Genomic DNA, 24,619 nt, shown 5'->3' on the forward strand with positions numbered 1-24,619 from the left:
TCCGCAAACAGCCGGGCAGCGCCCGCATCCCCGCTGACCGCGCACACCGGGGGAGCGCAGCACCATCGACCGGTGCATCAACCGCACGCTCCAGTGGCCGGTTGCGACCAGGAGACGGCCTGGGGGAGGGCTTGGATGTGGGCCTGCAGGTCCCGCACGGCCGGGTAGTTTGTGTAAGGGGTGATCCGTTTGGCGGCGTCGTTGACGAGCTTGATGCAGCGGCTTGCTTCGGTGGCGAGCGCGGTGTCCAGGGCGGATCGGGCGTCGGCGGCGGCCGCCTCGAGGCCGCGGCGTACGAGGGCGCTTTCGGCGCAGTAGGCCAGGCTGATCGAAGCGCACGGGCAGGTAGGGCTCATCGAGCCTCTTGAAGCACAAGTCCTCAAGCCCGGCCGCCGTCCACTGAAGCCACTGCTGCGCGACGGCTGCGGCGATGGTCCAGGGGCACCGCGTCAGCGGTTCGGCCAGGCCGTGCGCGGTAAACAGGGCTTCGAGAGCTGCACGTCACCGGTGGCGGTCTGCACATCGTGCCACAACCGCACCCGCGCCCCGACGAGCTGATCGGGACAGGGGGACCGTCGGCGGCTGTACGGCCTTGGTTCCGGTTTACGGGGGGGGGTGCCCTTGGGGCCGATCCGGGGACCTGGCGTCGCACGGTCCGGCCTGCACGCCTCACCTTTCGGGGTGGGCCGAATGGATCGACCCGGTGCCCGGCGGCACAGGAAGGTGTGACTCGCCAATGACGACACGGCGTGCGAACGGGACCTTGCCGCAGGCACGGCAAGATCACTGCGGCACGCGCCGAAGACCGAGAGGGAATCCGACCTGATGGCACTGATAGGGAAGACCACAGCAACGCTGGTGGGAACCGCCTCCGCCCTCGCGCTCGCCTTCTTCGGAGCCGCGCCCGCCGCCCAGGCGAGCGCCGGGGTTCAGGCCGAGACGTGCCCGGTGGACAGCGGCTACGCCTGCTTCTGGGTCAACAACTACCGCGGTGGCACGATGGGCAAGGTCTCCGGTGACAACGAGAATTACAGGAACCTGTCCAACAGCAGCGGCTGCACCCGCTACCCGGGGACCTGGAACGACTGCATAAGCTCGGTCGAGAACCAGGGCAGGCAGTGCACGGTCTACTTCTGGACCGACGCCAACTATCAGGGCCGATACCACAGCCTGAGTATCGGCGACCGGGTCAACGACATGGCCGTCGGGTGGAACGACGCGTCCTTCAACGACGCGATCAGCTCCAACCACTGGTGCTCGCCCAGGTGAGGCGACGGGCGGTCGGCGTCCTGATCGGCTGCCTGATCCTGGCCGGCTGCGCGGAGGCGCGGCCGGCCAGGCCCGGCCTCGTGGCCACCCCGGTCATGATCGACCTGGCGACCCGCTCGGGCCGGTGGACGGCGGACGCCGAACAACTGCAATGGGCTGTCGACGCGCTGGACCGGGCCTGTCTGCGCCGGGCGGGACTGACCCCGCCACATGCGCCCCGATTGCGGCTGCCCGTCCCCGAGGACGAGGCCGCGGTGATCGGCATGGCAGAACGCAGACGCGTCGGGTACGGCATCGTGGACGCAGTCACGACCGGGACACGAAGCGCGGAGGCCGAGCCGGATCACGACACGGCCACGTTGTCGCAGAAGGAGCAAAGGCGATATACCAAGACGCAATTCGGACCTGGAGCACCCAAGACCACCGTGCCTTTGTTGGGCGAGGCGAAGGCGTTTGTGCCCGCTGCTGGCTGCATCGCACAGAGCCGCCGGAAGCTCGCTGGGGGCGTCGACGCGTGGGCCCGACTCGACTACCTGCCACAGCAATTCGACGACCGCGTGACAAACGGGGCCGAGTACGAGCCGGCGTACGCCTCGGCGCTCGCCACGTGGCGGTCCTGCATGCTGCGAAGCGGTCATCATCATGCTGATCCCGATGCCGCCCGCGCCTCGGTCCGTGACGCCGCACGACGACCGGGCGCCGCGGCGGACTTGAAGAGGAAGGAGGTCGAGCTGGCGGTCGCCGATGGTCTCTGCGCGGCGCGCAGCCATCTGCCCACCGCCCTGCTCCAGGCCCGGCGCGCCAGGGTTGCTCACCTTCCGCAGGACGATCTTGCGAAGCTGCGGGCGTTGAGCGAGAGGTGGCTCACCACCGTCGAGCGGGCCCGCTGGGTGCGCTGACCTTCAGGTGCCCGAGGCTTCGAGCAGGGCGTGAGCAGCGGCGGTGGCGTTGTGCGCGACCATCCTGCCGAGCCGGGCGGTGTGCAGCAGCCCGGCGCCGCGCAGCGCGGCCGCGTGTTCACTCGCGCTCGCCGCTGCGATACCCACGCTCGCCGCCAACTCGGTGGTGGAGCAGCCCGGACGGTTGGCTACGGCCATCAGCACGGTGGCGCGGGTGAGACCGAGGACGGCGGCCAGCGAACGGGAGGCGGTGGGCGTGCAGCCGAACAGTACGTCGTGGAGGAGGCGCACGGGCGAACGATTTGTGCCGACGGGATAGGTGACAAGGGGCTGAGGTTCGGCATCGGGGTCGATCACGGGGCCGTCGACTCCGAACACTGATGGGACCAGCAGCAGCCCGCGGCCCTGCAAGTACAGGTCCCCGTCGAGCCCCGAGGCCATGGTCACCTCCAGCACGGGGGCCTTCCATTGCACTCTGGGCGGGTTCAACCGGGGCAGGACGTTTTCCATCCCGCCGGATAGGAGCTGTTGTGCCCGTAAGGCACTGTCCGCCGCGGTGAGAGCCGTGATGCGCGGCCAGTACGGTCGTAACAGGGAATCGTACGTGTGGTAGAGGGCGGCGCTGAACCGGCGCCGTATCTCCGGATCGTCCGGCAGATATTGCAGCCATTTTGGCAGCGGTCGGTGTGCGGCCAGACCTTCGAGTTCGGCCTGTATCCGAGCCCGAGGTGTCTCGAGAACCTGCTTGAGCAGTTCCTCCGGCGTGCCCGTTGCCGCTGGGGCGAGGAAGCTCGGTACCCATCCCTGTGCGGGGATCATGTCCAGCACCATGCGGGCTCGAGGATGCAACGCGTTGGCGGCCTCGCGGCGCCAGGCGCGCAGGCGTACGGCATGGTCAGTGCATTGCAGTTGCCGGACGGCAGTGCTGAGTTCCAGCATGGGATTAGGTCTCGCCGCGATCCGGGTACGGGCGAGATCCTCGATGGAAAAATGAATCCTGTACGGCATGTGTTCCCTCCGGGTGGCGTGTGGTCGCAGCACATTGTTTGTGCGCCGACGGGGGGAGCGGCAGATCAGAACTCGCCGTGCCGCACGTCGTCTGGATGACTGCGGAGCGGGAGGCGCGGCGGCCGGTGCGCAAGGACTGCGGGCAGAAGTTCACCGACGACCGGTGGGAGGCGGTCGGCTACGGCCGCGGCTGGATCGAGCGTGAGTCACAGGCGCTTCTTTGCGAGGACCGCCAGAACCGGGTCGTCGCAGCACGCCTGGCTGAGGTCGCCCGGCACGCTGACGTCCGTCGCCGTCAGCCTGGCGGGCTCCACCGTCACCCGGTGAGCGTCCACCCGCACCCGGGCTCCGAACTCGGCAGCATCTCCTCGGTGTGCCGGCGCGTCGCATGCACCTCTTCCACAGCGGTCGGCCCCGTAGCCGACAAACCGGCCAGCAGCCGCGCCCCCTTGTCCTGCCCTGACGCAACCTTGGGGGCGTAGGTGATGCCGGTCAGCGAGTCACCACGAATCACCAGCGGCGCCAGCTTCCCGCCCTGGCGGCCGTCCACGCTCGCCCCCATCAGCCGCAGCGGCGCGGGGATCCGCTCCATCGGGCGCCGGCGCAGGAACCGGTCCCCGGTCAGCACCGACATGCCGTCGATGCCCGCGCACACCCCCGCCGTGAGCCGGATGCCGGTGCCGGCGTTGCCGTGGTCGAGACCATCGTCCGGCTCGTGCCGGATCGGCCGTTCCACCCGCACTCGCCCGTCACCCGCATCGGTGACGATCACACTGAAGCGCTCGACCGCGCGCAGCGTGTGCGTCACGTCCTGGCCCCGCGACAGGCCGGTGATCAGGCTGGAGCCGTGGGCCATCGCCGCCATCAGCACGAGCGGGCCCGGCCCCGGTCACCTGCAGGCTGGCGACGGCGTCGAGATCGGAAGCGGCGGGGGGTGTCATGAAACTTCTCGTTCTGCCCAGGCAACGTGCACGGTCTGAGAACGAGCGACAGGGGACGACTCAACGTGTCCACACGATTACGCTCACGGTCGACACTACGCGTCTCGCACGGCACCGCGGGCCCCAATTCGAGAAGTCCACGGCCCCCACGAGACGTGCCCCAGCGGCCGCACGCAGCATGCGTGTCAACCTCGGCCCATAGCCCAATCCCGAAGAGCGACGAGCTCCCCTGATCGCCGCCCGCCGACACAGCACCTCCTCGTTCCGCGGACGCACACCCCCACCCTGCCGAGCCGGCGGGTGCACGCGTGCGCGGCGGCTGTGCCGCTCGTAGGCTGGTGCTGCTCGGGGCTAGCGCGGAGGTACCTCATGCCCCGAACCGTGTGGTCAGGCGCCATCTCCTTCGGTCTGGTCACCGTGCCGGTCAACGTCGTCAGCGCCACCGAAGATCACAGTCTCCGGTTCCACCAGTACCACCTGGAGGACATGGGCCGCGTGCGGGTGCGCAAGTTCTGCGAGGCCGAGGACCGCGAGGTCACGAGCGACGAGATCGGCAAGGGCTACCAGCTCACCAAGGAGCAGGTCATCCCGATCAGCGACGACGAACTGCGCGACCTGCCCCTGCCCACCGCCAAGGCGATCGAGATCGAAGCGTTCGTGCCCTTGGAGTCCGTCGACCCGATCCGGATCGGCGAGGGCTACTACCTCCAGCCGTCCGGGCCGGTCGCCCACAAGCCCTACAAGCTCCTCGCGAAGGCCTTGGGCCGCTCCGCCAAGGTCGCCGTCGCCAAGTACGCCTGGAGCGGGCGGGAACGCCTGGGCCTGCTGCGTGTGCGTGACGACGTGATCGTGCTGCACGCCATGCGCTGGCCCGATGAGATCCGCGACCCCGGCGAACTGCTGCCGCTGCCGGTGGAGCTGTCCGACGAGGAGATCGAGGGTGCTCTGGCGCTGATGGACAGCATGACCCGCGAGGACCTTGAAGGCGCAGAGTTCCAGGACACCTACACCGAGGCTCTGGAGCAGATCATCGAGGCCAAGCGGGAGCACCGCGAGCCACCGGCCCTGCCGGAGCCGGAGGGGGAGCCGGGCCAGATCGTCGACCTCATGGCCGCCTTGACCCAGTCCGTGCAGAAGGCGAGGGCGGACCGGGGGGAGGATGCCGACGTCCACGACATGCCGAAGAAGACGACGAAGAAGCAGCCGGTCAAGAAGACCGCGGCGAAGAAGGCATCAGGGCGCAAACCGCGCAGGAGTGCGTGAAGTGGAAGCATGCAGCCCGCATAACCCGATGCCGCACCGGCATATCCGCACGTGGAAGCATGACGGGCATGGCTGAACCCGAACTAGAGCTGCGGCAGGTCCATTACTTTGTCGCCGTGGCCGAGGAGGCCAACTTCACCCGGGCCGCTGCCCGGCTGGCCATGACCCAGCCGGCCCTTTCCCGTGCCGTGAAGGCACTGGAGCGGACCGTGGGCAGCGCACTGCTGGTCCGCAGTCCGCAAGGCGTGACCCTTACGCCAGCCGGCCGGACTCTTCTGGAGGAAGGCAAGGCGCTGCTGGCCCAGGCCACCAGGGCGACCGCCCAGGTACGCCGGGAAGCCGCCGCCACTTCCGTGGTGACAGTCAGCGGCCCCGGATGTGACGTGCTGCTACTAGACCGCCTGGTGCGCGCCTTCAACGAGGCTCGCGCCCCGTACCGGGCGCAGGTCTCAGTCGGAACCATCGACGATCAACTGACCCGCCTGCGCTGCGGGCAGGCAGACATCGCGCTGTGGCGGGGCCCGGTAACGGCCCCCGACCTCGCCGCCCGGCTCCTGCGTCACGAACGTGGCCACGTGCTGGTCGGCTCGGCGCATCGGCTGGCCGAGCGGCGGTCGGTCACCCTGGCCGAGCTCGCCGATGAGCCGGTGATCCGCTGGCTGGGTGCGAGCGCCTCGTTGAGCGACCCCGCCCTGTGGCCCGACGGACCGCCTGGACGCCCGGGTGTGGAAGTGAGCGACGGCTTGCAGATGCTGGCCGTCGTCCGGTTGGGACAGGCCGTGGCCTTCACCGCGGATCCGGACAACGGCGCCGGCCGGCCCGAGGGGACCGTCAGCATCCCGCTGGCGGACGGCCCCCGGCTGCCGCTCCACCTGGTCTGGGTCCGGGAGCGAGCCACCACCGACGTGCACCGCTTCATCGCGCACGCCACACCCGCCGCTCGGCCCGACCTCCCGCCACCGAGCAGCGTGGCCCGATCCGTGGCGACGGTGCCGGGCCCAGCGTCACGAGCCGACGCCGTGTCACGCTGACCACCGCTTCCCCCACCGGGTGCCGTCTCCACCCTGGGACATAGACCGGCTTCGTACCGCTGGACGACGAATGGGCTGTCTGCGGGCGCAATGCTGATGTCACACCCACCAGTGTTGGGCGGGGCAGCCAGGCCGCTGGCCGCATGCGGTGTTCTCCGGCGACGCGGCCCGGCTCTCCTGCCACACCCCTCGCATCCGTTCCTCACCAGCCCGGCAGGGCAGGAAGTGGTCCCCTATGTCTGTCCTCTTCACCGTCGTGACGGCCGTGATCATCGCACTCGCCCTCGGCGTCGCCGCGTTCGCCAAGGGCCGCTGGTCCGGCCCTTGGTGGCTGCTGCTGATCGGAGCCGTGATGGCCTACCCTCTCAACTTCCCACTGGACCGTATCCACGGCGCCCCTGACGGCTGGCTCCGCTGGACCTTCCAGGCAGCGTGCGGCCTGCTCGTGGCCACGCTGCTCGCCCCGGCATACCACCGGCTGCGCCGACGCGACGCCGACCGCGGACACCGAGGCGACCGGGCGGACACCCGTCCCGCCGCCACACCGGATTCCCTCTCCTGACCCCGGTCCGGCGCGAGGGACAGCCGGTGAACCGATACCGCCCGTACGCCGCGCGCCGGGGACGGACGCCGGTGCCGTACGCGCCCGATACGTCGCTTACGCTCGCACCCGACATGGAACCTTTGCGTAACTGGCTCCTGCCCACCACCCTCGCGCTGCCCAACGCGGTGATTTTGGCTGTCCTGGTGTGGGGCGGCCCGCCGCACAATGTGCTGCCCCCCGCCGGACTGACGATCGCCCTCCTCCTGCAGTTCGTCGCACTGGGACGGCGCCGCCACGATCCGCTCCGCGCCCTGGCCGGAACTCTGGCCGGAACGGTCATCGGCACCACGACCGCCCCGGAACACTTCAGCAACATCAGCGCGTTCGCAGCTTTGTACTCCGTGGCGGTGCGCTGCGGCGGCCGGGTAACCGCCGCCGCTACCGCCGCCGCCGTCGCATGCGGCTGGCTGCCGGGCGCCCTGCGCTCCGGCTCCGTACCGGTGTCGCTGACCGACTTGGCGATCACCGCCGCCCTGTGTGTGGCGTGCGCCGGATTGGGAGAAGCACGGCGGCAGTGGCTTGGGGGCCGGTGGGCGGCGGCTGGCCGGCTGGCCCGGGCCGAGCAGGACAGTCGGCGGGCCGCCGACACCGAGCGCCATCGGCTCGCCAGAGAACTGCACGACGTCAGTGCCCACCACCTCACCTCCGTGGTGGTCACGGTCGACGCGGCCCGCCGGCTCGGCGCCGGACGGCCGGAACTCGTCGCTGAGGCCACATCGTTCGCCGTGCGCACCGGCGAGGAGACCCGCACTGCGCTGCGCCGCCTGGCCACCGTCCTACGCGACACTGAGCCGCCCGAAGCGAGGCCGGTGAGCGGACGGCTGCGGGACCTCATCGCCGCGTTCGGCCGGCTCGGCCGGCCCGTCGACGCCGACCTGCCCGACGACCTCGCCGGCCCCGCAGCCGAGACCGTCCTCGCCATCGTCCGCGAGGCCCTGACCAACGCACTGCGGCACGCCCCCGGCGCTCCTGTGCGCGTCCGCATCCGGCGTGACGGCGACGTCCTCGACCTGACGGTGGAAAATGATGCGCCACGCGCCACCCAGGCCCGGTTGCGGGCCACCACTGGACTCGGCTCGGGCCACGGCGTTACCGGCATGCGCGAACGGGCAGCGGCCGTCGGCGGCGACCTGACGGCGGCGCCCGCCGCGGACGGTGGCTGGCGGGTGCGCGCGACCCTGCCGGACCACACCGGACCCGTCCGCCCGGACCAGACCGCCCGGCGGCCCACCCCGCGCCGCGAGCAGCGACTGACAGACGCCTGCCTGATGTTCACCGCCGTGATGGTGCCGCTCTTCGCACTGCTCTCCGCCATCGTGGAAGGGGCGCTGCCCGGCGACCCGGCCGGCCTGCTCGCACTGGCGGCGCTGCTGACCATGCACGCGCTGCCCCTGCTGTGGCGGCGGCAGGCGCCCTGGGCCGCACTGTGCGCGGTGGCCGCGACCGTCTGGGCGCTACCCGCCGCGTGCGCCGCCGGCTTGGTCCCGCCGGCCTGGGCGAGCCTGCTGCCAGGCGCCGTGGTGAGCGAGGCGATGGCGGCGTACGCGGTCGCCGCCTATGGCCGGCACACCGTGCGCGGCCTCGGCGCGGTCCTGGCCGCCACCGTGAACATGGTGGCCGCGATGACAGTGACGGCCGTGGTCGACGGGGTGCTTGTGCTCTCGCCAGCGGACGATCCGGTGGCTGTCGGCTGGACGGCGTCGCTGCTGTTGTGCGCCACGGGCCCGCTGCTGCTCGTCTCCTGGGGGACGGGCCGGGCGGCGCGCAGAAGCCGGCTGCGGGTGGTGACGCGGGAGAGCGGCGCGCTCGCCGATACCGAACGGCGGGCCGCCGACGAGGCCGCCGCCGAACGCCGACGCATTGCCACCGAGTTGCACAGGGAGGTAATGGAACATACCGAGCGGATGGTGGCTCGGTCCGGTACCGGGGACCTTGACGACGTCGCGACCGAGGCCAGGGCGGCGCTTGCGGCGATGCGGAAACTGCTGGGCAGCCTGCGCGGCGGCACCAAGGAGGCGCGGCACGCTCCGCAGCCGGTCGCGGCCGACCTCGTCGAGCTGTGCCGTACCTGGCGCGCCGCCGGGCGGAAGGTGACGTCGCACGGACTGCCCCGAGCCGCCGAGGGCCTGCCGGCAGCGGTGTCTCTGACGGTGTACCGGGTGGTGGAGGCGGCGCTCGGCGCAGGGGACCGCGGACCGGTACGGATTACGCTGCGCCGGCGCCGGGAGCGGGTGCACCTCACGGTCACCGGGGTACTTCTGGCAGCCGCCGGACCGGTGGCCGAACGGCTGCGCGTCCAGGTGGAGGCGGGGGAGGGCGAACTGACGGTCGACCGGGCGGGTACGCTGCGCGTGTCCCTGCCCGCCGGTGACACACCGAACCGGGCCGTCAGCCAGGAGGTCACGTCATCGCCGTACGCGTGATGGTCGTCGACGACCAGGCGGTGGTGCGCGCCGGGTTTGCCGCCGTCGTCGACGCCGAACCTGACCTGACCGTGGTGGGCGAAGCCGGTGACGGCGGGGCAGCGGTCGCCCTCGCCGAACGACTTGCCCCTGACGTGGTGTTGATGGACATCCGCATGCCCGGCATGGACGGCCTCACCGCGACCCGCCTGATCACCGCCCTGGAGAGCAGACCGAAGGTCCTCGTCCTGACCACCTTCGACCTCGACGTCTACGTGTACGAGGCGCTGCGCGCCGGCTCGTCCGGCTTCATGCTCAAGGACGCCCTGCCCGATGAGGTCCTCGCCGCCATCCGGGTGGTCGCCGCGGGGGACGGCATCCTGGCCCCGGCCGTCACCCGCCGACTCATTGGGCAGTTCGCGCGCGGGGCGCCCGTACCGCCCGAAATCTCCGGGCAGCTGGCCGGTCTGACCCCCCGGGAGCGGGAAGTGCTGGTGCTGATCGCCTCCGGGTTGACCAACGCCGAGATCGGTGACCGGCTCGGGGTGACCACCGGCACCGTGAAGTCCCACGTCAACGCCCTGCTCGGCAAACTTCGCCTGCGTGACCGGGTTCAGGCGACCATCCTCGCCTATGAGTCGGGCCTCGTCCGTCCCCGCGGCACATCCGACGACCCGGCCCGCGCGGGGTACTGAGCCCGTCGGGGGTGAGCCGGTGTCGGCGTACCGGTCCGCATCTGCAACCTGAGGTAGAGATGCCTTTCCTGCCGACGTCGGACGCCGCGCGCACGGGTGAGCGGGATGCTGTTGGACATGACAACACCTGCTGCTTCGACGTCCCTCCCATACCACCGGCTGGCCCGCCTCACCGGCCGCCACCGGTGGTGGCGGCCGCTGCTGGGCGTGCCGCTGCTGGCCGGTGGCTGGCTGCTGCTGGTCATCGTGGTCGACACCGTCTCCTACGCCGTCGGCACGGTCGCCGGCCGGCCGGAACTGCGGGACGGCTCCATCGACTTCGGCCTGCTGCCCACCACCGCGCTGGAACTGTCATACATCGCCTTCATGCTTCCGCTGGTCCTGCTGGCCGTACGCTGGACGGAGCGCAGACCAGCCGGAAGCGTCTCGTCGGTAGCCGGGAGGCTGCGCTGGGGCTGGCTGATGCGCTGTTCGGCGGTTGCGGTACCGGCCGTCGCGCTGCTCGCCGTGGCCTCGTTCCTCCTCCCCACAAGCGAGGAGGAGTCCACCGCTACGGACCAGTGGGTGGGTCTGCCGGCGTTCCTCACCTCGATGGCGGTGCTGGCGGTGTTCGTACCGTTGCAGGCGGCAGCCGAGGAGTACGTGTTCCGCGGCTGGATGATGCAGGCGGTGGGCGGGTTCCTGCGTTCGCCGTGGTGCGCGGTGCTGCCACAGGCGGTGCTCTTCGCCGCCGCCCATGGCTGGGGCACCCCGTGGGGCTTCGCCGACCTGCTGGTGTTCGCCCTGATCGCGGGTTGGCTGACCATACGCACCGGAGGGCTGGAGGCCTCCGTCGCTCTGCACGTCATGAACAACCTGATGGGTTTCGGCCTCGCTGCCACAACCGTCGACGGTTTGGCCTCCGACGAGACAGCAGCCGACCTGCCCTGGCAGATCGCCGCCGTCGACACCATGACGAGCCTGCTGTACGCCGCCGCGGTGCTGTGGCTCGCACGCCGCAAACCGCCGCAGCGCCTCGCCATCCCCGCGGTCATCGCCCGTCCCACAACGCTGTCGACCCTGCCGCACTACACCTCACACGTCGCGTACGCCCCCGATCCGTACCCGGCGCCGACGGCCACAACGCCGTACGGCCCCGGACACCGCCCGGAACCACCTCACGGATCCGGTGCACCGGCCGCGCCCCCGCCCGTACACCCCGGTACCGGCGAGCGCCCGGCACAGTGAGCGGCACGGCCCGCCCGGGCCGAGAGCCCCGGCCTGCGAGGCCGCACGACAAGAAGGAGAAGGACCGCATGGAAGCGATCAAGGAACCGGAGTGGAGGACCGTGGGAGTCCTGGGGGCTGCCCGCGGCGCCCGGGCAACAGCCGAAGACCCCATCGGCACCGAGCACCTGCTCGCCGGACTCACTACGGTCAAGGGGCCCGCACGCGAAGCACTCGCGGACGAGGGGGCGACCAAGGTCGCGCTGCTCGCGGTGTTGCGGGACCGGGAGGGCCGCGTCGGTGCCTGGAGCGGCGACGACGACACCGGCGCGAGTGTGGCCGCGCCGGACGTCCTCGGGGACGACGGTGACCGGCGCCTCCGTTTCACAGGGGCCGCGGCCAAGGCGCTGGCCGCCGCGATGGAACACGCCCGGCGTGATGGCGCGGCGAAGTTCGGCGCGGTGCACCTGCTGCGCGGTCTGCTGGAGGACGACAACCGTGCGGTGGAGACACTGGCAGCCTGCGGCGTCGCACCACAGGCTCTACGGGCCCGTCTCGACGGTGGCGCCGGCAGCCCACGAGAGGACGGCCTGACCCCCCTGTTGCACGCCACTCGCGACGCCCTCCTCGGTCGCCGCCCCTACCGGCACATGCGCCCCTGGAAGCGATGGCTGATCCGCGGCGGCGGGGTCAACTGGGCTTCGATGCCTGTCGAGTGGGTCCGTCAGGAGAGCTACGAACAGGCACGTGGACTCGGCGACGCCGCGGTGCGCACGGAGCACATCCTGCTGGGGGTTCTGGCCACCCATGAGGTCGCGCTCCGGTACCCGCACCTGACCGGGGCGGGGGACTCCGCCTTCGCCCTTCGCTTCGCGGGCGGCGAGCGGCTGGCAGGCCTGGGCCTGACCTATGCCTTGACGCATGCTGTCCTGACCGGTGGGCGCATCCGCCTGACGGCCGACGCGCGGCCCGCCGAGCGGTACTTCGACCAGGTGGCAGGTCCGGGCGCCGCCGCTGACGACGCAGGCACCGGTTCGCTGGTGGCGCTCCTGCTCGGGGAGGAGACCCGGGCCCGGCAACTGGTCGACGCACTGACCACCTCCCCGGATCACTGATCCGGCGCGACCGATCCGCGGTCCGGGCCGGTCCGGATCGGTGCTCAGTGGGCCAGTGCGGCCGCGTCCCCCATGACGATGACGGGGTCCAGAGCCGGATCAAGGGCGAGCAGCAGTTCCTTCATGTGCCCTTCGGCGATGCTGACGCAGCCCTGAGTGGGACCGTCGTGGTCCACGTGCACCCAGATGCCACCGCCCTTGTCCTCACCCAGCGGCCGAGTCCAGTCCAGCGGTGTGGTGCCCGGCTTGCGGTTGTAATCGATGGCGACCACGTAGTCGAACGAGCCCGCCAGCGGCTCCCCTTCGAACCCGGTGCCGGAGATGCTGAACGCCGAGGAATGGTCGTAGGGCAGACGCGTGCCCGGATCGGGGAGCAGGCCGCCCGCGTCGGTGAGCCCGAAGACGCCGATGGGTGAGCGCAGATCGCCCAGGCGGTGGTCGTCGGTCCAGCCCTTCAGCGCGTTGTGCGCGGGCCAGGGCCCCGCGGCCGGTTCCCAGCCGGCGGCGGTGCGCTCGTACAACACGGCCGTGGCGGTGTTCTCGTCTGCGCCGTCGCCGGTGACGAGCAGTACCTGACGGGAGGTGGCGGGGATGTCGTCGAGCATGGCCGAGCCCACACCGGGCAAGGGCGCTTCACTCCGTACCGGCTGGGGCCGCGCATCGGGCACGGTCGGCCGGCCGGCCACGCCGGCCTGGGTGGTAGCGGCCGGCGCTGCCGCTTCCGTGTCATCGGCGGACGGAATGCAGCCGCTCACTAGGAGTACTGCACTCAGAGTGACGGCTGCGGGGAGCGGGCGTCCAGGGCGTATGGGCATGGCTGAGGAACCTCTCGCGAGAAGGAGATGGGAAAGAGGAAGTCGGCGCGTCAGCCGTAGCGGAGAGTGCTGATGAGCGACTGCACCTGTTGCAGCACGCTGGCCCAGGCGTCGGGAGAACCGGCTGACGGGGCGACGGTGAAGCCGGGCACGGGGCCGTCCGGCCGCCCGCCGCGGCCGCCGGGGGAAGCGGACGGCATCGATGGGACTGCGCTGTCGGCGGCGTAGGGCCGGGGCGAGGGCTCGCCCAGACAGATGCTCACCTGGAGGGCGTAGGCACCGTCCGCGGACCGAACCACGGACCGGGCGGGGTACTCGAGCCGTCCGCCCAGGCCCTTGCACGCCTCGCCGAGTGTGGCCGTCGGCGACAACGTGGCGGTCAGGGGCAGGGTGGTGTCCGGGGCCTCGACTGGTGCGAAGCTGACGATGGCGCCACCGCGCTTCAGAGCGGTCAGCGGCGCGCAGGCGAAGGCATCCCTGCGGTGCGCGACGCCTTCGGCGCAGCCGGGTTCGACGGCGCCGGGGGAGAGCGACTGCGTAGCGGCGTAGACCATAGTCGGGCGGTCCGTTCTCGCCACTGTGCGCGCCTGCCAGCCGTCGGGCAGCGTCAAGACCAGGCTCCCGGCATCGGGGAACCGTACGACCCACTCGTGCGTGTCCGCGGATGCAGTTGCGGCCGGCGGGACGGAAGCCGGCTCCCGGCCCGGTGGCCAGCCCGTGCCGGGCCACACGGCGATCGCTGCCGCCACCAGGGCCACGGCGGCGGCCGCGGCCGTCCGCCTGAGCCGGCGTCGCCGGACGCGGTGCCGGATCCGGCCCATACGGTCCGCGGGAGGGGTCAGCTGCGGCACCGCACGCTCCAGCAGCGCCCGCACTTCGGCCGGTTCGCGCACGGGGGTCAGTCCGTCTTCGGCATCAGGCACGCGACCGCCCTCCCCTTCCGCTCGCGGAGCGCGGTCCGCGCTCCTGTGGCCGGTGACCGTCGGCCGGGACGTGGGAGGAGCCGTCGAGCAGCCCTCGCAGCGTCCGCAGGGCCTTGGCAGCCTGGCTCTTGACCGTCCCCGGCCGGCACCCCAGGACGTCCGCCGTCTCCTCGATGGAAAGGTCCTCGAAGTAGCGCAGTACGAGCACCGCGCGCTGCCGCGGTGGCAACTGCCGCACAGTGACCGACAGCGCCTGCTCCAGGTCCACGCCGGTGAACGGGTCGCCGCCCGCGGGCCGGTCGGGGACTTCGCCATGCGGCACCTCGCCCCGCCAGCGGCGCCTCCACCACGAGGCGTGCGTGGTGAGCAGCGTCTTGCGGACGTACGCCTCCGGGTGTTCCCGCGCGATACGAGGCCACTTCGGCCACACCTTGGCCAGCGCCGTCTGCAACAGGTCCTCGGCCAGGTGCGCGTCGCCTGTCAGCAGCCATGCCATCCGCAACAGGCGCGGCCCGCACGCTTCGACGAACTCCTCGAAATCTCGCACGCTGGACTCCTGGCCGTCCCGCGCACCGGTTCTGTCGTCTGTCGCGCCGGACATGTCCCCGCCATCGTGCCTGTGCCGTTCTCGGATCTCCCACATCGGGTAAACCCTCTGGCCCACCGGCCCGGTTGCCCGCAACGAAATGTTTTTCCCATCCGTCTCCGGACTGGTTCCCCGGCGGACCGGCCCGACCCGGCTCGCCCTCACAGACGCCCGCCCCCCATGCGCGCACGGCATGGGGGCATGCCGGATCGGACCTTCCGCACCCACCAAACCAGGTGGTTCGCTGGCCGTCAGCCGGAACGCCCGGCGTGCACAGCAAAGGAACGGACAGTGGAACCTGTCATCGTGATCGGCACCCTGCACCTGCGGGCCGACCGGGCCGACGAGGCCCGCGGCGTCATCGCCTCGGTGGTGAAGCAGACACACCAGGAACCGGGCTGCCTCACCTACGCAGCCCACGAGGTGGCGGACGACTCACTGACCGTGGTGGTCATCGAAAAGTGGGCCTCCCAGCAGGACCTCGACGACCACAACACGGCGCCCTGGCTCGCCGAAGCCCTCAGCCGGGTCGGCGAACTGCTCACCGGCGCACCACAGATACAGGTGCTTACCCCGCTCGGCTACGGCACCACCGACAAGGCCTCCCTGCGCTGAGCGTCACCGCGCTCCCAGGCCACGGCCACTCGAGCCGGGGCCTGGGAGCGCCCGGCCCGGCACACCCGCCGCACACGCGGACCGGGTTCCTCAGCCCACCAGCCCCCGCTCCCAAGCCCAAGCGGCGATCTCGACCCGATTGCGGGCGCACAACTTGGTCTGGATGCTGCTGAGGTGACTCTTGACCGTGCCGACGGTGATAACCAACTCCTGTGCGATCTCCGCGTTGGTGCGCCCCCGGGCGACCAGCCGCATCACGTCGCACTCCCTGGGGGACAGCCCATTGGCGTCCCGGGCCGGTACCGGAACGGTCAGGGACCGTAGCAGGCGCACAGTGATCGCCGGACTGATCAGGGCTTCGCCGGAGACGGCCGCCCGGACCGCCTCCACCAGCAGCGCGGGGCCCGCGTCCTTCAACAGGAAGCCGCAGGCGCCGCGTCGCAGAGCTGTGTGGACATACTCGTCCCGGTCGAAGGTGGTGGCCATGACGACCCTGACCGGATCGGCGACGTCCGGCCCGGCGAGCAGCTCAAGCGCCCGCAACCCGTCCATGCGGGGCATCCGGATGTCCATCAGGGCCACGTCGGGCCGCAGCCGCGTGGCCAGTTCGACGGCTTCTACGCCGTCCGCGGCCTCACCGACCAGTTCCATGTCCGGCTGCGCCCCGATGATCATCCCGAAACCGGCCCGTACCATCGCCTGGTCGTCTGCGACCAACACCCGGATCGTCATACCGCGCCGTCCTCATCGCTCACGCCACAGCCTTTCACGGGCAGGACAGCCGTCACGACCCACCCCCCGTCGGTTCCCGGCCCGGCCTCGATGCGGCCGCCGATCGTGCCGACCCGTTCGGCGAGTCCGGCCAGCCCGAACCCGGACCGCGACCATCGGGCGGGCCGCGCCGCCCCGTCGTCCGCCACTCGGACGGACAATCGGTCGGGTGTGCGGCGGATGTCGACCTCCACCACACGCGCGGCGCCTGCGTGCTTGCGCACGTTGGTGAGTGCTTCCATCACGACCCGGTGGAGAGTGGACGCCACCTCCACCGGCAGGTCCTCCGCCACGTCATCGACGGACAGCTCGACACGGGGCCCGCCCGCCGCCGTGAACTCCTTCACCATGGGAGCCAGCTCACTAAGACCTACCGGCGGCGCCAGAGGTACGTCCTCGCTCGCCTCGCGCAGTACACCGACCATCCGCCGCATCGCGCTCAGCGTCCGGGTGCCCGCCGACTCGATCTGCTCAAGGGCGTCAAGCGCCCTCTCGGGGGCGAGTTCGGCGACGTAACGGGCGCCTTGCGCCTGGACGACGATGCCTGTCACATGGTGGGCGACGAAGTCATGCAGGTCCCGGGCGAACTCCGCGCGCTGCTCGGCGCGCACCGCGGCGAGCAGCCGCTCGTGCGAGGCCGCCTGGAAGCGCAGGTACAGACCGACGCCCACCGCAACGGCAGCAGCCAGGCACTGCACCGAGCCGAACAGCCCGGCGTGGTCGGAGAGCGAGGGCACGGAATGTTCGGCGGCAGTCCGGTACGGCTGGACGCAAAGCGCCAGGCCAAGGGCCACCACCGCCGGGGCCGTGGCCCACCCCTTCCCGCGATGGGTCACGGTGATCACGAGCAGCACCAGCGCGAGAACCTCCGCCCACCCCCACAGGCCATCGGCCTCTGCAGCGATCAGCAGCGCGGTGACACCGAGCGAACCAGCAGCCACAACCAAGGCGAGCGACGACAGCCGGTGCCGCGCGTGCGATCCGGCTGTCAGCCACAGCGCGGCGGCGGCCAGCGCCGATCCGCCCTTGGCCGAGGAGGTCACCAGTGTCGTCGTGTCGCCGAAGGTTGTGTCGGCGAATCCCAGCAGGACCAGAGCGACGAGACCGGCCGCCCTGCCCGCCCCGGACCAGCCAGCTGGTGGTTGTTCGTTCAGCATCGACGACACGATAGTGGCCGTACGGAGGGCACCGGATCAGCCGAAAGTCAGAGATCCGCCGTCGCACAGTGGACTCCCCCCACGGCCTCGCCGCGTGACGCAGCGGGCCGGACCCGCTGCGCAGAACCCCTGAGCGCGTGCGATGACAGCCGTACGCTCGCCGCCACCGCTCCGTCGTCAACACCCTTGACGCCTGCTTCCGTGATGGCGGCCTCCGTGGACAGGGCAGCTCGCCGTCGCGAGCGGCAAAGCTGGGCTGCCCTGCCCGCGGAAGTACCCGCGAGACAAGCCCCGGGCGGCTCTCGCTTTACCCGTGGTTGTCAGTCGGCCGGGGTGTGCCCGGGCTCGTCGACGACGCCGACGTCGAGCAGAGCGACCTCGTCGGAGCCGAGGTAGTTCAGGTCCTTGTCTCCGAAGACCCACACGTCGCGGTCCTTACCGTCGCCAAAGGCGAGACCGACGCCTGCCCGGCCGGCGGCGTCCTTCGCACTGGGTACCACGGTCACACCCGGGATCCGAGCTGCAGCGCGGTAGAGGGCCGCGTCCACCTCGGGCAGCAGCGAGGCTCCCGGCAGCATGGAGCCGATCATCTCCAGAGCGGCCTCCTCATGGGTTGGTCCCTGACCCTCCGTCTCCTTCCAGACCTGCTCGTACAGAGCATCGGGGTCTGTCGGAAGAGCCTGCAGCTCCCGGTAAGTGGTGCTGTTGGGGTCGGCCTGCAGCCTCATGTCCTTGGTGCCCTTGCCGGAAGGTCCTGCAAGCACGGTGATGCGAGCCAGTCCGTCGCGCCTGCCGTCGACGGCCTGCCAGTCCGAGCGGCGGAAGGTGTCCCAGCCCTGGTCCATGATCTGCTGAGTGCCTTGGGTCACGGTATAGATGTACTGGTCGTCGCGAACCCGCGGGGCGTTCTGGGCTGCGGCAACCGTGGCGATGCGGTTCAGCAGCCGGACCGCCTCGGGATCGGTGGACGGTTCGCCGCTGTCGCCGTTGCCGACGGTGAGCATGGTCGCGACGACCGCGGTGGCGCCGAGGGGCACGGTGATCGCGGCGAGACGCCGGAACGACCGGGACGGGGACCGGCCCTCCCGGGCCGGGCGGGTGGTTTGTGAGGGCGCGTCGCGAGTGATCTCTTGCATGAGGTGGGACTCCAACTGGGTCAGGCGGTCATTCGGCAGAACGGGGGCACCCGGGGTCGGCAACAGCCGCGCCAGTTCTTCGCGTTCGGTGGGATTCATCGATGTCACTCCTGTGTCGACGAGGCCGTGTCGGCCCGGTCACCCGGTTCCTGTCCGCCGGCGGACAGGCGTCTCGTTTCTTCTCCGGTCACGAGCGGCTGCCCGGCCGGGATGACGCGCAAGTTCGCTCTCGGCCAGGCGTCGCAGCCGCTGCCGGGCCCGGGAAAGCCGGGACCGCACCGTGCTGACCGGCACCCCGAGCGCGGCTGCGGCGTCGGCGTAACTCAGCTCGGACCAGACGCACAGGGCGAACACCTCGCGCTCCCGCGGGCGCAGTTCCCCCAGCGCCACCCGCGCGGCGGCGAGACGCTCGGCGTCCTCCATGCGGCCGACCAGCGCATCAGTGAAGTCGGGCACCGAGTCAGTGTCGGAACGGTGCCTCGGGAGCCGGTCGAGCGCGGCTCTGTGCCGACGGGCCGCACGGCGGGTGTTGCGCAGCACGTTGGTGGCGATGCCGAACAGCCAGGCGCGCAGACCGTCACCGACGTCCACCTCGTAGCCGGACCGCGCGGCGCCGTCGTCGTCCAACAGCTTCTCCCGTAGACGCCACGCCTCAAGGAAGGTCAGCGAGACGACGTCCTCGGCGGTGGTGGGATCGCCGAGCCACCGTGCGGCGTGGCTGTGCACGGCCTGCGCGTGCTCCCGGAAGAGCTGTGCGAACGCCTGAGTGTCACCGGCTCGTATTCGAGCACGTAGAGAAAGATCCACGCTCCGTCCTGTCCGCTCCCAGCGGGTCGTCTCCATGATGTGCGTCACGCCGGGCGACCGCCGCGGATAGTCCTTCGGTGCCGACCGGACGCATCACGCGGATCCGCCCCGGCTCGCCCTCACCCCTGCGTGTGGCACAGGTCACTGCGACCCGATCCGCCCGGTGGACAGTCCTGAGTGTGAAGAGCAACAACGACACTCAGACCAAAACAGCCACCGGGCCGCCGGGAAACGCGCGGCGCGCGTCCCTGGTGGCCGCCGCCATCACGCTGCTGGTCCTGTGCGCGGGCAACGCCACCGCGGGAGCCTTTCCATTCGGCGACCGTACGCGCAACGTGAACGATCTGGGCAACCAGTACGTGCCCTTCCACACCCGCCTGTGGGACCTGCTGCACGGACAGGCGGACGGCGACCTCCTCCTCAACTGGCAATCCGGCTTCGGCTCCAGCTTCCTGCCTGACTACGGAACGTATCTCTCAAGTCCCTTCGCCCCCTTGGTGGCCTTTTTCCCTCGCGACCGGATCGACGTCGCCGTCTTCGTGATCACCCTGGTGAAGATGGCCGTGGCCGCGGCTCTGATGGCCGCCTACCTGCTGCGGCTGCGGAGCGGCGCATGGTGGGCCGCCGGGTTGCTGGGAGCCTCCTATGGGTTATGCGGCTGGGCGCTCGCGGACGCCGTCTACAACACGATGTGGCTGGACGGCCTGATCGCCCTGCCCCTGCTGTTCCTGGTGACCGAGTGGGCACTGGCGGGCCGGCGGACGGTGCTGAGTGCCCTCGTCATGGCGCTGTGCTGGGTCGCCAACTTCTACACCGCCTACATGGCTACCCTGGCCGCCGGCCTCCTGCTGCTGGCCCGCCTGGGGGCGGCACCTCTGCCCTGGCGCGCACGAGGAGCGGTGCTGCTGCGTGCCGCGTTCGCCGGGGTTCTGGGCGTGGGCCTGGCCGCGCCCGTGTTGTTCACCGTGTACTTCGGTACGCGATACGCGTACCCGGGACGCACCGGGTCCTTCACACCGATCGCGGCCGATGACCTGCTGACGCGGTTGCTGCCCGTCACCTACAGCTTCTCCAGCCCGGCGCTGTACGTCGACGCCGTCGCCCTGCTGCTTGCGCTGAGCCTGCCGTTCAACCGGGCGGTTCCCCGGCGCGTGCGCGCAGCGCTGATCGTTCTCGTCCTCGCGGCGGCCGCCTCCTTGCAATGGACTCCCACCAACCTCATGTGGAACGGCTTCGCCACGCCCAACGGGAGCCCTTACCGGGCGGCCTTCATCGTCTGTGGCCTGCTGGTGGTCGCGGCGTGGACGTCCTTCGCTTACGGACCGCCGCAGGGACGGCCGCTCCTGGCAGCCCTCGCGCTCACTGCGGCCTTCGCCGCGCTCGCAAGCGACAGCGACGTAGCCAGCGCGTGGACGCTGCCCGCCACAGCGGCCGGCACGACGCTCGCCGGCGTCGCCCTGTGGTACCTGGCGCGTCCGCCGGGGACCCTAGGACGCTCATCTCGAACGGCGTCCTGGTGTCTGGCCCTGCTGTGCTGTGCCCTGATCGGGCAGTCCGTGGCGACGACTGCATACACCGAACGGCTGCGGGTCGCCCGCAAGGACGACTACGCGCCCTGGGGCGAACGGCAGGAGACCCAGCGCGCGGCGATCGCCCGCGTGGACGCGTGGCCCCGCTACCGCACCGACCCCGGCCGGGAGCAGACCGTCGGCAACGACCCGCTGGTCGTCGGCGGACAGGGAGGCGCGTACTACAGCAGTGTCACCTCCGACGTCCTGGCTCGAACACTCACGGCCCTGGGCGGGGGCCACACCTCGCGGGGCCGGTCGGTGCAGAGTGTGGACAACCCGGTCGTGGACGTCGTGTTCTCCGTGGGCGCGCGCCTGCGCACCCCACCCGACCCGCACCAGAACTGGTATCCGGACGCGGCCAACACCGTCGACGTGGTGCGCCGGCCGGTCCCGCCCCTGGTAACCGTGCACCCGGCCACCCTCCGGCGCGAGTTCGGTGACTCGGCCTTCCGCAACCAGGAGCTGATGCTGGGGGAAAAGGTGTACACGCTGCCCCGGCTGAGGTTCGCCCGCGCGGGCTCTCCCGTCCGCCCCGAGGACGGCCGCCACGCCGTCCCTGGCCGCAGCGACGGCTGGCGGGTCAGCGGGACATGTCCCGCAGGGACCGGCCTGCACCTGTGGGCCCCGCGCTACTCCGGGACCGCCAGGCAGGCGCACGGCCGAGAGCCGCTGCCCACCGGCCGGTTCCGGGCCGACCAGGCCCCCGTCACCAAGACGGCAGCCGTCCAGTTCCTCGGAACCGTGCCCGCGTCGGGCCGCTTCACGATCCGGCTTGATCCGGAACACGGCGGATTTCTGCCCACCGATGCCGTCGGCTGCCTGCACACCGACCGGTTGCGCGCCGCCGCCGAGCGCCTCAGGGCCACAGGCGCACGAGCGGTCCACGTGGACGGCCACACCGTCCGCGCGACGCTGCCTCCCAGATCCACCGGAGTCGCGGTACTCGCGGCCCCCCGCATCCCCGGCTGGCGTTGCGCCACGGGGGACGACTCGCCGCGCCCAGCCGAGCACCGACTCGGTCTGATCGCCGTCCCGCTCGACGGCCGGGCCACCGAACTCCGCTGTGAGTTCCGCCCTCCGGGCCTGCGCGCCGGCACCTGTGTCGCGCTGATCGCCCTTCTCGCCCTGTGCACCTTCGCCGGTCTGCGCTCCCTGCGCGGCCGAACAACCTCTTTGGACAAGCCGTGCTGATCTCCCTCGTCGTGCCCTGCTACAACGAGCAGGCCGTCATCGAACACTTCTACCGGCGCGTGGCCGACCACATAGCCACCGCCGAGTACACCTACGAACTCCTCTTCGTCGACGACGGCAGTACCGACGGCACACTGCCTGCGCTGCGGCGGCTCGCCGAGAGCGACGCACGGGTGCGGTACCTCTCGTTCAGCCGCAACTTCGGCAAAGAGGCGGCCATGCTGGCCGGACTGCGCGAAGCCACCGGGGACGCCGTCGTGCTCATGGACGCCGACCTCCAGCACCCGCCGGAACTGCTGTCGCGCATGGTGAGCCTGCACCGGCAGGGCTTCGACCAGGTGATCGCCCAGCGGACGCGGACCGGTGACGGAGCACTGCGCACCGCTACAGCACGCCTGTACTACCGGCTCGTCAACCGCTTCATGGACGTCGAACTCGTCGACGGTGTCGGCGATTTCCGGCTCCTGTCCCGTCGGGCGGTCAGGGCGGTCCTCACATTGACCGAGTCCAACCGTTTCTCCAAAGGTCTCTTCGCCTGGATCGGCTTCCCCAGCACCACCCTCGCCTATGAGAACGCCGTGCGGGAGCACGGCAGCAGCAAGTGGAGTCTTACCGGTCTTTTCGACTACGGCGTGGACGGGGTGCTCTCCTTCAACACCAGGCCTCTGCGCGCCGCGCTTCACCTCGGTTCGACCCTGACGCTGGGCGCCGGCCTGTACGCGGTGTGGATCATCGCCGCTGTGGTGGTGGGCGGCGTCGACACGCCCGGCTACGCGACGCTACTGGCGGCCGTCACCGCGCTGGCGGGCGTGCACATGGTCATGATCGCCGTGGTGGGGGAGTACGTCGGACGCATCTACCACGAGGTGAAGCGACGGCCGCACTACATCCTGAAAGAGGATCACCTGTCGGCCCGTTCGGCTCCGGCCCTCACCTCCTCCGCCGGTTCCAAGGGACGGCGATGAACGCGCAGCTGCCGCGCTTCGCCCTCGTCGGTGCGGTGAACACGACTGTGTACTACGCGCTCTATCTGCTGCTCCTGACTTTCCTGCCCTATACGGCGGCGCATGTGTCGGCCTTCGCCCTGGCCACCGTGTCATCGTTCTTGCTCAACGCTCGCTTCACCTACCGGACGGAGGTCAGCTGGCGGAAGTTCCTACGCTTTCCTCTGTCGGTCCTTGTCAATCTCTGTGTGAGCACTGGGGGCTTGTACCTTCTGGTCCGCGAAGCTCACGTTGATAGCCGCATCGCCTCGCTGGCCGCGGCAGCGGTGGCCGTGCCCGTGACATTCCTGGTTGCCCGCAGGATCATGCTCACCGACCACCGGGTCTCAGGACGGTGAGACCGGCTGCCGACCTGCACGACCGGTGCCGCGGGTGCAAGCGCTCAGCGTGATCGTAGCGGCCTATGTTGGTGGTCGGCGGCGAGGAGCAGGACGAGCAGCGTCAGGGTGAAGTCACCCGCCGCAGGGGCGGTGAGCGCCTGGTTGGCGGCTGCGGCCAGGTCTGCGTCGTCCGCGGTGGTCCCGGCCCAGGCGAGGTGGTCGTCCGGGCGGAGCAGGACCGCCCGCACCTCGGACCACCCGTCGGGGCGTGTGGCGAGCGACCGGGTGTGCACGGCGAGCCCCGGCCGTGCCAGGGCCCGCAGGGGTCCGTCGGCGCTTCCGGTCAGGTCGAGCAGGGTGTATCGGTCGGCGCGCAGCAGGGCGAACAGGGAGGAGGCAGCGGGCTCGGTCGCCGTATCGGCCGGCCAGGTTCCGGTTGAACTCCGGCTGGGTGGCGACAGCCTGTCCAGCGTCCTCGGGGAAGGTTCCGTCCTCACCCTTCGCCTTCCATCCGTCCCATGTCCCCGGCACACCGTGAGGACCCACATGGTGGTGTCGAGCCATCGCGCCGCTCCGGGGACAGCGGCCTTCGCGGTTGAAGGCGGATGCCCGCCCCCCGGTCCGCCCGCAGCGAGGTGGACTTCATGGTTGACATGAAGATATGCGAGTGGTTAATTACTTATATGCGACGGGCTCGGATGCGACCGGTGCACCTGCGCCCCGCCTCGTAGTCCAGCTACGTTCGCTCGTCCCATCAAGTAAGTGAACGACCGCTTATCTATAGGCAAGAAAGGTTGGGGTCCCCATGACCGACACCACCGCCGTCGAAAGCGTTGACTCGGTCCGCGCAGCCGCGCAGGAAACCTTCCGCAGTCACCTTGACCGACTGTCGGCCGGCCGCATCCCGGAATGGGTGGACCTGTTCACCGAGAAGGGCGTGCTCGAGTTCCCCTACGGGCCGGACGGCTACCCGACGCGCGTCGCCGGCAAGGAGGAACTGCTCGCCTACATGAAGAACTTCCCCGAGCATTTCGAGGTCGAGTTCACCGACCTCCGCTTCCACGAGACCGTCGACCCGTCGCTGGTCATCGCCGAGTTCAAGAGCGTCGGCACCGCGCGCGCGACCGGCCGACCTTACAACCAGACCTACATCTCCGTCGTTGAGACTGTCGATGGGAAGATCAGTCGTTACGTGGACTTCTGGAACCCGCTGATCGCCATCAAGGCTCTGGGGGGAGGTGCTGAGGACATGGTCTCCGCCTTCGGTCGGTGACCAGCGCTCTGCGGTTC

At 70.6% G+C, this 24,619-nt stretch carries 25 protein-coding genes; 14 read left to right on the forward strand and 11 right to left on the reverse strand.

Annotation, left to right across the window (positions count from 1 at the left end; translation table 11 throughout):
• Positions 1-77: 77 nt before the first annotated feature.
• On the reverse strand, positions 78-356 hold the full coding sequence (locus ACF07N_RS34480) for a hypothetical protein (RefSeq protein ID WP_392120627.1): 279 nt from the start codon (positions 354-356) through the stop codon (positions 78-80).
• Positions 357-825: 469 nt separating this feature from the next.
• Between ACF07N_RS34480 and ACF07N_RS34485 the strand changes: the two genes are divergently transcribed.
• Both ACF07N_RS34485 and ACF07N_RS34490 read left to right on the forward strand, forming a co-directional pair.
• Complete coding sequence (locus ACF07N_RS34485) at positions 826-1,269, forward strand: peptidase inhibitor family I36 protein (protein WP_392120629.1); 444 nt, start codon at positions 826-828, stop codon at positions 1,267-1,269.
• Positions 1,254-2,168, forward strand: a complete 915-nt coding sequence (locus ACF07N_RS34490; protein WP_392120630.1) for a hypothetical protein — start codon at positions 1,254-1,256, stop codon at positions 2,166-2,168. Before ACF07N_RS34485 ends, ACF07N_RS34490 begins: the two co-directional genes overlap by 16 nt.
• Before the next feature lie 3 nt (positions 2,169-2,171).
• On the opposite strand, the gene ACF07N_RS34495 is transcribed toward ACF07N_RS34490, so the two are convergent.
• Entirely contained in the window at positions 2,172-3,176 is a 1,005-nt protein-coding gene (locus ACF07N_RS34495; protein ID WP_392120632.1) for an ArsR family transcriptional regulator, read from the reverse strand.
• Positions 3,177-3,492: 316 nt separating this feature from the next.
• Complete coding sequence (locus ACF07N_RS34500) at positions 3,493-4,041, reverse strand: hypothetical protein (RefSeq protein WP_392120634.1); 549 nt, start codon at positions 4,039-4,041, stop codon at positions 3,493-3,495.
• A 445-nt stretch (positions 4,042-4,486) separates the two neighbouring features.
• On the opposite strand from ACF07N_RS34500, the gene ACF07N_RS34505 reads away from it, so the two are divergent.
• From ACF07N_RS34505 to ACF07N_RS34535, 7 genes are all read left to right on the forward strand, one after another.
• Complete coding sequence (locus ACF07N_RS34505; protein ID WP_392120636.1) at positions 4,487-5,380, forward strand: Ku protein; 894 nt, start codon at positions 4,487-4,489, stop codon at positions 5,378-5,380.
• A 68-nt stretch (positions 5,381-5,448) separates the two neighbouring features.
• Positions 5,449-6,411 (forward strand): LysR family transcriptional regulator, encoded by a 963-nt coding sequence (locus ACF07N_RS34510; protein ID WP_392120638.1) that lies wholly within the window; start codon positions 5,449-5,451, stop codon positions 6,409-6,411.
• Between the two features lie 235 nt (positions 6,412-6,646).
• Entirely contained in the window at positions 6,647-6,973 is a 327-nt protein-coding gene (locus ACF07N_RS34515; protein WP_392120640.1) for a hypothetical protein, read from the forward strand.
• Between the two features lie 113 nt (positions 6,974-7,086).
• Positions 7,087-9,438, forward strand: coding sequence for a histidine kinase (locus tag ACF07N_RS34520; protein WP_392120642.1), 2,352 nt, complete (start codon positions 7,087-7,089; stop codon positions 9,436-9,438).
• Positions 9,438-10,112 (forward strand): response regulator, encoded by a 675-nt coding sequence (locus tag ACF07N_RS34525; RefSeq protein WP_392120644.1) that lies wholly within the window; start codon positions 9,438-9,440, stop codon positions 10,110-10,112. The genes ACF07N_RS34520 and ACF07N_RS34525 overlap by 1 nt, the downstream gene beginning before the upstream one ends.
• 117 nt (positions 10,113-10,229) lie before the next feature.
• Positions 10,230-11,339 (forward strand): CPBP family intramembrane glutamic endopeptidase, encoded by a 1,110-nt coding sequence (locus tag ACF07N_RS34530; protein ID WP_392120646.1) that lies wholly within the window; start codon positions 10,230-10,232, stop codon positions 11,337-11,339.
• 68 nt (positions 11,340-11,407) lie between these two features.
• Positions 11,408-12,433: a Clp protease N-terminal domain-containing protein gene (locus tag ACF07N_RS34535; RefSeq protein ID WP_392120648.1), complete on the forward strand. Its 1,026-nt coding sequence runs from the start codon at positions 11,408-11,410 to the stop codon at positions 12,431-12,433.
• 44 nt (positions 12,434-12,477) lie between these two features.
• Here the strand turns inward: ACF07N_RS34535 and ACF07N_RS34540 are convergent, their stop codons facing one another.
• Genes ACF07N_RS34540 through ACF07N_RS34550 form a run of 3 tightly spaced genes read right to left on the reverse strand, consistent with a single transcriptional unit; the run spans position 12,478 to position 14,772 of the window.
• The gene (locus ACF07N_RS34540) at positions 12,478-13,248 is read right to left on the reverse strand and encodes a hypothetical protein (RefSeq protein WP_392120649.1); all 771 of its coding nucleotides are present in this window, start codon (positions 13,246-13,248) and stop codon (positions 12,478-12,480) included.
• 50 nt (positions 13,249-13,298) lie between these two features.
• Positions 13,299-14,171: a hypothetical protein gene (locus ACF07N_RS34545; RefSeq protein WP_392120651.1), complete on the reverse strand. Its 873-nt coding sequence runs from the start codon at positions 14,169-14,171 to the stop codon at positions 13,299-13,301.
• Positions 14,164-14,772 carry a SigE family RNA polymerase sigma factor gene (locus tag ACF07N_RS34550; RefSeq protein WP_365740722.1) on the reverse strand — a complete coding sequence of 203 codons (609 nt, stop codon included), beginning with the start codon at positions 14,770-14,772 and terminating at the stop codon, positions 14,164-14,166. Before ACF07N_RS34550 ends, ACF07N_RS34545 begins: the two co-directional genes overlap by 8 nt.
• Positions 14,773-15,048: 276 nt before the next feature.
• Here ACF07N_RS34550 and ACF07N_RS34555 point away from each other — a divergent pair, with 276 nt between their 5' ends.
• The gene (locus tag ACF07N_RS34555) at positions 15,049-15,372 is read left to right on the forward strand and encodes a putative quinol monooxygenase (protein WP_392120653.1); all 324 of its coding nucleotides are present in this window, start codon (positions 15,049-15,051) and stop codon (positions 15,370-15,372) included.
• Between the two features lie 90 nt (positions 15,373-15,462).
• Here ACF07N_RS34555 and ACF07N_RS34560 read toward each other — a convergent pair whose 3' ends face one another.
• From ACF07N_RS34560 to ACF07N_RS34575, 4 genes are all read right to left on the reverse strand, one after another.
• On the reverse strand, positions 15,463-16,104 hold the full coding sequence (locus tag ACF07N_RS34560; protein ID WP_392120655.1) for a response regulator: 642 nt from the start codon (positions 16,102-16,104) through the stop codon (positions 15,463-15,465).
• Positions 16,101-17,300: a sensor histidine kinase gene (locus tag ACF07N_RS34565; RefSeq protein WP_392120657.1), complete on the reverse strand. Its 1,200-nt coding sequence runs from the start codon at positions 17,298-17,300 to the stop codon at positions 16,101-16,103. The genes ACF07N_RS34560 and ACF07N_RS34565 overlap by 4 nt, the downstream gene beginning before the upstream one ends.
• A 320-nt stretch (positions 17,301-17,620) precedes the next feature.
• Positions 17,621-18,535 carry a CU044_5270 family protein gene (locus ACF07N_RS34570; protein WP_392120659.1) on the reverse strand — a complete coding sequence of 305 codons (915 nt, stop codon included), beginning with the start codon at positions 18,533-18,535 and terminating at the stop codon, positions 17,621-17,623.
• A 39-nt stretch (positions 18,536-18,574) separates the two neighbouring features.
• Complete coding sequence (locus ACF07N_RS34575) at positions 18,575-19,291, reverse strand: RNA polymerase sigma factor (RefSeq protein ID WP_392120661.1); 717 nt, start codon at positions 19,289-19,291, stop codon at positions 18,575-18,577.
• A gap of 131 nt (positions 19,292-19,422) precedes the next feature.
• Between ACF07N_RS34575 and ACF07N_RS34580 the strand changes: the two genes are divergently transcribed.
• From ACF07N_RS34580 to ACF07N_RS34590, 3 genes are read left to right on the forward strand one after another with little or no spacing between them, the layout of a single operon-like run.
• The gene (locus ACF07N_RS34580; RefSeq protein WP_392120663.1) at positions 19,423-22,005 is read left to right on the forward strand and encodes a YfhO family protein; all 2,583 of its coding nucleotides are present in this window, start codon (positions 19,423-19,425) and stop codon (positions 22,003-22,005) included.
• A complete protein-coding gene (locus ACF07N_RS34585) occupies positions 21,999-22,970 on the forward strand; it encodes a glycosyltransferase family 2 protein (protein WP_392120664.1) in 972 nt (323 codons plus the stop codon). The genes ACF07N_RS34580 and ACF07N_RS34585 overlap by 7 nt, the downstream gene beginning before the upstream one ends.
• Entirely contained in the window at positions 22,967-23,347 is a 381-nt protein-coding gene (locus tag ACF07N_RS34590) for a GtrA family protein (RefSeq protein ID WP_392120666.1), read from the forward strand. Before ACF07N_RS34585 ends, ACF07N_RS34590 begins: the two co-directional genes overlap by 4 nt.
• 44 nt (positions 23,348-23,391) lie before the next feature.
• Here ACF07N_RS34590 and ACF07N_RS34595 read toward each other — a convergent pair whose 3' ends face one another.
• A complete protein-coding gene (locus ACF07N_RS34595) occupies positions 23,392-23,826 on the reverse strand; it encodes a hypothetical protein (protein ID WP_392120668.1) in 435 nt (144 codons plus the stop codon).
• Between the two features lie 308 nt (positions 23,827-24,134).
• Here ACF07N_RS34595 and ACF07N_RS34600 point away from each other — a divergent pair, with 308 nt between their 5' ends.
• On the forward strand, positions 24,135-24,602 hold the full coding sequence (locus ACF07N_RS34600; RefSeq protein ID WP_392120670.1) for a nuclear transport factor 2 family protein: 468 nt from the start codon (positions 24,135-24,137) through the stop codon (positions 24,600-24,602).
• Positions 24,603-24,619: the final 17 nt, after the last annotated feature.

The organism is Streptomyces sp. NPDC015242, assembly GCF_043079125.1.
GTDB lineage: Bacteria > Actinomycetota > Actinomycetes > Streptomycetales > Streptomycetaceae > Streptomyces.